Raw genomic sequence first — 5,733 nt, 5'->3', positions numbered from 1 at the left:
GCTCGCGCGATCGGCACTTCGCCATATCCGCGTCGCGTCCAAACAGGAGTTGAAGGATCGAATCATTGAGGCAATCGACGACGTTAACCGTGAGCCTGTCGTTCATACCTGGACTTACAAGATCGACATCGCGGCATGATATGAGTCGATCCAAAGAAACGCTCTACTAGTAATGCAGCTGCGGCGCCTTGCGGACGATCGCCTCTTGATATCTCTTGTCGACGGGCTTCCCCAGCTTCGGATCGTAGCCGACGACGCGCTCCTGGTTGTCCCACAGCTGATAGCGCGCGGTGACGCGGCCGGAGTTGACGTCGATCATCTGCCAGCCTGTGGCGTCGCGTTCGAAGAACGGATCGGCGCGGTTCATCGGAACCGTCAGCACAGGAACATGCGCGCCGGCCTGCGCATAAGTGTCGGGATAGGGCCAGGGCCAGGCCGTCGCCATCACCGCATTGAAGGCGATGTTGCCGATCTGATTGTACTGGATCTGGTGCACATGGCCGTAGATCACATTGACGGTCTTGAACGGCTGTAACAGCTCCTGCACCTGCTCGGCGTCGTCGGTCCAGAAATTCCAGCCCTTATAGATCTTCTGCAGCGGCGAATGCGAGAAGATGATGAGCGGTGTGTCCTTGGACACTTTGTCGAGATCATTCTTAAGCCACGCGCGCTGCTTTTCGCCGACCATAAACGGTGAGCCGTTCGGATTGTCGAGGCCGGCCATCTCAAGCATGCGCTGCTCGGCCGTCGGCCACCGATGAAACGTCCATTCATCCGTCGTGAGAATCGAATTCAACACGACGAAATGCACGCCCTTGTGATCGAAGCTGTACCACTGCGGACCATAGAGCTTCGACCAATACTCGCCGAGGTCGAGATAATAGTCATGCTCGCCCATGACGCAGTGGAGCTTGCCCTTCACATGCGAGAGCATTTCAGCGCCGTGGTCGAGTTCCTCCTTCTTGCCGAGCTGGGCAAGATCGCCGCCGAACATGACGAAATCGGCTTCAGGCGTGATGAGATTGGCTTCGGCGACGGCGCGCTTCAAGCCCATGTCCCAATTGCGCACGAAGCTCGCGCCTTTGATCTGCTGAATGTGCGAGTCGGAAATGTAGGTGAAGCTGAAATCCTCGCGCGTTCCCCCGAACGCGAGGCGCACCATGGAGATCGGCAGGGTCGTTAGGGTCCCGGCCGTGGCCCCGGCGGCGATCACGCTGCGCCGGGTGATCAGTCTGGTCATGTCCTATCCTCCCTCGCGGCTTCGCGCTTACGTGGCGACGCCGCTTGTTTTTCTAGCGTCTTATTTCGTCTGCGCCGTTACATAAGCAGGGCTCGTCAGCGTCTCCAGGAAGGCGACGAGATCGTCGATCTGCTGATCCTTCAGATCCAACGGCCGAATGCCGCCGGAAAGATAAGGGTTGACCGGCCATGGATCGCTGGGACTCTTGCCGCCCTCGTTGTAGTGCTTGACGACGTCCTTGAGCGTCTTGAGCGATCCGTCATGCATATAGGGCGCGGTCATTGCGATATTGCGCAGCGTCGTGGTTTTGAAGGCGCCGATTTCGTCGAAGGAATTTGTGACGGCGAAGCGGCCGAGTTCCGAGACCTTCGGATCGGCGAGCACGGTCTTGTCGACGGATGCGCCAGCCGCTTTGGCCTTGAGGAATTCGGCGGCGAGGCGCGGCACGTCGTTTTGGATGCGGTTAATGCCGACGCCGATATTGTGGAATCTGTTGTCGGTGAAGAGCGCCTGCGTCTGTTCGATGACATGGCAGGAGACGCAGCGTCCCTGGCCGACATAAAGGTCGAAGCCGCGCTTCGCCTGATCGCTGATGGCGTTGCGGTCGCCGCCGAAATACCATTTGTCGAAAGGCGAATCGCCCGAGATGATCGTGCGCTCGAAACTCGCGATCGCCTTCTGCACGTCGTCCATCGTCACGTCGCGGCCGCTCTTGCCGAACGCCTTCTTGAAGCCATCGACATAGGCCGGGTCTTCGCGAACGATCTTGAGCACGGGGTCGTGATCGGGCATCCCCATTTCGACGGGATTGACCATCGGGTGCTGCGACTGGTCTTCCAGCGAAGGCGAGCGTCCGTCCCAGAACTGCGACGTGTAATAGGCGGCGTTGATCACCGTCGGGGCGTTGCGCGTGCCGGTGAGCTTGTGATGCCCCTCGGAGACGCGCAATGGACTGTCGGTGAAGGCCTTCTTGTCGTTATGACAGGTCGAGCAGCTCACTGTGCCGTCGATCGAGAAGCGCGCGTCGTGGAAGAGCTTGTCGCCGAGCGCGACCTTTTCCGGCGATTGCGGATTATCGGCCGGAACCGGCACCTTCGGCAGGCCGAGCGGCTCGGCCATCGCCCATCCGCCAGAGAGCAGGGCCGCAAGCGGAAGCGCGACAAGCGTCGTCTTGACGGATTTCCGGACATTAGGAATGCGCGCCATGTGCTCCCTCCGCTGACGCTCGGCTTATCGCCGGCTTTTGTTTTCACATTAAGTTTGCTCTGCTTTTAGCGGCAGGGCAAGTCGTCGTTGTGACGCCCGGCAGGGAAATCGAAGAATTCGGAGGGCCAATATTCCGCCCCTGCGAGTAATGATTGTGCATTGCACTGCCAGCCCGCAATAATTTGCTCCTCTCTTCATGTGATTTGCATTCGGTCATTTTCGGCTGTCCTGTCACGTTCATGCTACATCGGATTGTTTTTAAAGAGCGTCGCTTCGGCGTGCTCTTCCGCCGCCAGGGCGGCTGTGATAGCTGACAGCCGAGAGAGACCGTGCTTCGCGCTGCGAAAGCGCGTCGGCAAATCCACTGAAGGAGGAAGTGATGCACCTGAAACGGTTCGCCGCGCTCGCAGCGACTCTGCTGGCGCCGAACATGGCTGCGGCGGGCGATCTGCGCGCCGACGCCAACGCCGTCTTCAAGCCGATCGACGCCGCCAGCGTCGCGGTGGTCGTCAAGAACAACGAACTCACCCCCGCCAAGATCGAATTGGGCGGCAAGCTCTTTTTCGATCCGCGGCTTTCGAAGAGTCAGATCATCAGCTGCAATTCCTGTCACAATCTCGGAACGGGCGGCGCCGACGCCGGGCCGACGTCGATCGGCCATGGTTGGGCCAAGGGGCCGCGCCGCGCGCCGACCGTGCTCAACGCCGTTTTCAATGTCGCGCAGTTCTGGGATGGGCGCGCCGTCGACCTTAAGGCGCAGGCGAAAGGTCCGGTGCAGGCCGACGTGGAAATGAACAATACGCCGGGGCAGGTCGAGAAGACGCTCAACAGCATCCCCGCCTATGTTGCGGAGTTCAAAGCGGCCTTTCCGGCGGATCCCAATCCCGTGAGCTTCGACAATATGGCGAAGGCGATCGAAGCTTTTGAGGCGACGCTGACGACGCCCAATTCGCGTTTCGATAATTACCTCAAGGGCGACGCGAGCGCGCTCAACGATGTCGAGAAGAAGGGGCTGCGCCTTTTCCTCGACAAGGGATGCGCCGGGTGTCATGGCGGCGTCAATATCGGCGGCAACGGCTATTTCCCCTTTGGAGTCGCGCAAAGGCCGAGCGTCGAGGTTCTTCCTGTCGCGGACAAAGGCCGGGCCAAGGTGACGAATGACGCGGCCGACGAATTTGTGTTCCGCTCGGCGCCGCTGCGCAATGTCGCCCTGCGTGCGCCCTTCTTCCACACCGGCTCCGTCTGGACGCTTGAAGAGGCGGTCGACCTGATGGCGAAAGATCAGCTCGGCGAATCTCTCTCCGATCAAGACGTCAAGGCGATCGTGGCTTTCCTTGGGACGCTGAACGGCGAAACGCCGAAAGTTGTCTATCCTATGCTGCCGCCGCGCTCGTCGAGCACGCCGCTGCCGCAGTAAGCCGCAGAGCGCGGTCCGAGAAAGTCTCGAAGCGAGCGCCGGTCGATCGGCGCTCGCCGTTCTGCCCTGTCACAATATTGGGGTGGCGGTTCACTAAATTCCTGCGCGTCACAATGAGCGCGCGAGAGACGCCGTCAAATGAAAGTCGTTCGTCGCCTTAGAATTTTGCTTGCGGTTTTCGCGTGGGCGACATGCGCGTCCGTCACTGCGCAAGAGCAGGCGAATCCGTTCGCGCGCATCGGCCATGTCGTCGTCGTCTTCACCGAGAACCGCAGCTTCGATCATGTGTTCGGGCTGTTTCCCGGCGCCGAAGGCGTCAATTCCGGCGAGCGCCCGCCGCAAGTGGATTTCGACGAGCGGCCGCTCGCCGCGTTGCCGCGCCCGCGATGGGATGATCGCTTTCCGCGCAGCTTGCCCAATGCGCCGTTTCGTCTCGAGCCCTTTGTCGACAGCGACGGTCACACCATGGACCCGGTGCACGACTTTTATCTTGAGCAGGAGCAGATCGACGGCGGGAAAATGGACCGCTTTGTCGAGGCCTCGAACGCCGGCGCGCTCGTCATGGGCTATTACGACGGCTCACAGCTCAAACAATGGGCCTTGGCGAAGGAATTCACGCTCGCCGACCATTTCTTTCATGCGGCCTTCGGCGGCTCGATGCTCAACCATTTTTTCCTGGTCTGCGGTTGCGCGCCGATCTTCGACAATCCGGTGGAGTCGACCAAAAGAAAGTTTCTGCCGAAGCTGACGACCATCAAGGATTCGCAAGGAGCGGAGCTCACGATTCGCGAACGCGAAGAGGACTCGCCGCGAAGCGTGCTTGACGGGCCGCCGCGCCACAAGCGCTTCGGCCGATTGACCATGGATCTTGAGGCGATTGGAACGCTGCAGCCCGGAAATCCGATCTCGAAACATGACAAGACGGAAGCGCAGGAACGGCTTCCGCCGTTGCATCTGCCGACGATCGGCGATCGGTTGAGCGAGAAAAATGTGAGCTGGGCATGGTACGCCGGCGGCTGGCGCGACGTCGTCGAAGGCCGACTCAGGCCTTACGAAGACAGGCCCGACGGCTTTCAGACTCACCATCAGCCCTTTGTCTATTTCGCCAACTACGCCGAAGGCCGGGAAGGACGCGCGCATCTTAAGGACGCCGACGAGTTTTTCCGGGCCGCCGATAAGGGCGAACTGCCGCAAGTCAGCTTCTACAAGCCTCTCGGCGTGTTTAACGGGCATCCGGACTATTCCGATCTCGCCGCCGGCGACGCTCATGTCGCGGACGTCGTCGCGCGACTGCGCAACAGCCCGAATTGGGCCGACATGCTGATCATCGTCACGGCGGATGAAAATGGCGGCTTTTGGGACCACGTCGCGCCGCCGAAAAGAGATCGCTTCGGACCGGGGACACGCGTCCCCACGCTGATCATCTCGCCTTTCGCCAAAAAGGGCTTCGTCGACAAAACCGTTTACGACACCCTGTCAATTTTGCGCACGATCGAGGTGCGCTTCGGGGTTGCGCCGCTTGCCGAGCGCGACGCTAAAGCGGCGGACTTGCGCAATGCGTTGAGCGACCCGTAATTCATGGGCGGCGCCGATAAGGCTTCCGTCCTTCTGGCGGGGAAGTTCTGAAACGGCCACGTTTACGCCAAAAAATTGCCGCTAATGGTGCCGCCTTTTTTAAGCAATTGGTTTATCGCAAGATTGCGTTGTAGCGGCGCAGTCGCATATATGTCATTGCCACTCCAATAGGGTAGGCATGAACCTACCCTATATGGTTGTATTGGCTATTCGATAGATTGTATTGCTCTATACCAAGGGGTATTGTGTGGCGTTGGGGTTATTGGAATTGTTGCGGCACGCTGAGCTGGGTCTG

The 5,733-nt window shown here is 59.8% G+C and carries 4 protein-coding genes and 1 pseudogene; 3 read left to right on the top strand and 2 right to left on the bottom strand.

The features are described from left to right. Positions 1–139, top strand: a pseudogene (locus tag QZ964_RS20240) (IS630 family transposase); the annotation flags it as partial. Between the two features lie 27 nt (positions 140–166). Here the strand turns inward: QZ964_RS20240 and QZ964_RS20235 are convergent. Together QZ964_RS20235 and QZ964_RS20230 are read right to left on the bottom strand one after the other, a co-directional pair. Beyond that, a complete protein-coding gene (locus tag QZ964_RS20235) occupies positions 167–1,240 on the bottom strand; it encodes a metallophosphoesterase (protein WP_292533941.1) in 1,074 nt (357 codons plus the stop codon). 60 nt (positions 1,241–1,300) lie between these two features. Further along, positions 1,301–2,446, bottom strand: a complete 1,146-nt coding sequence (locus tag QZ964_RS20230) for a cytochrome c peroxidase (protein ID WP_292533940.1) — start codon at positions 2,444–2,446, stop codon at positions 1,301–1,303. Between the two features lie 379 nt (positions 2,447–2,825). On the opposite strand from QZ964_RS20230, the gene QZ964_RS20225 reads away from it, so the two are divergent. Beyond that, the gene (locus QZ964_RS20225; protein WP_292533938.1) at positions 2,826–3,863 is read left to right on the top strand and encodes a cytochrome-c peroxidase; all 1,038 of its coding nucleotides are present in this window, start codon (positions 2,826–2,828) and stop codon (positions 3,861–3,863) included. Between the two features lie 138 nt (positions 3,864–4,001). Continuing rightward, entirely contained in the window at positions 4,002–5,438 is a 1,437-nt protein-coding gene (acpA, locus tag QZ964_RS20220) for an acid phosphatase (RefSeq protein ID WP_292533937.1), read from the top strand. Positions 5,439–5,733: the final 295 nt, after the last annotated feature.

The sequence above is a fragment of the Methylocystis sp. genome, from assembly GCF_021731785.1.
Taxonomy (GTDB): domain Bacteria; phylum Pseudomonadota; class Alphaproteobacteria; order Rhizobiales; family Beijerinckiaceae; genus Methylocystis.
Note: the sequence above shows the minus strand (reverse complement) of the source record. Positions and strands in the feature narration are given on the sequence as shown.

Coding starts and splice junctions, on each gene's coding strand:
- QZ964_RS20235 (WP_292533941.1), bottom strand. CDS start 1,240: ATGACCAGACTGATCACCCGGCGCAGCGTGATCGCCGCCGGGGCCACG.
- QZ964_RS20230 (WP_292533940.1), bottom strand. CDS start 2,446: ATGGCGCGCATTCCTAATGTCCGGAAATCCGTCAAGACGACGCTTGTC.
- QZ964_RS20225 (WP_292533938.1), top strand. CDS start 2,826: ATGCACCTGAAACGGTTCGCCGCGCTCGCAGCGACTCTGCTGGCGCCG.
- acpA (WP_292533937.1), top strand. CDS start 4,002: ATGAAAGTCGTTCGTCGCCTTAGAATTTTGCTTGCGGTTTTCGCGTGG.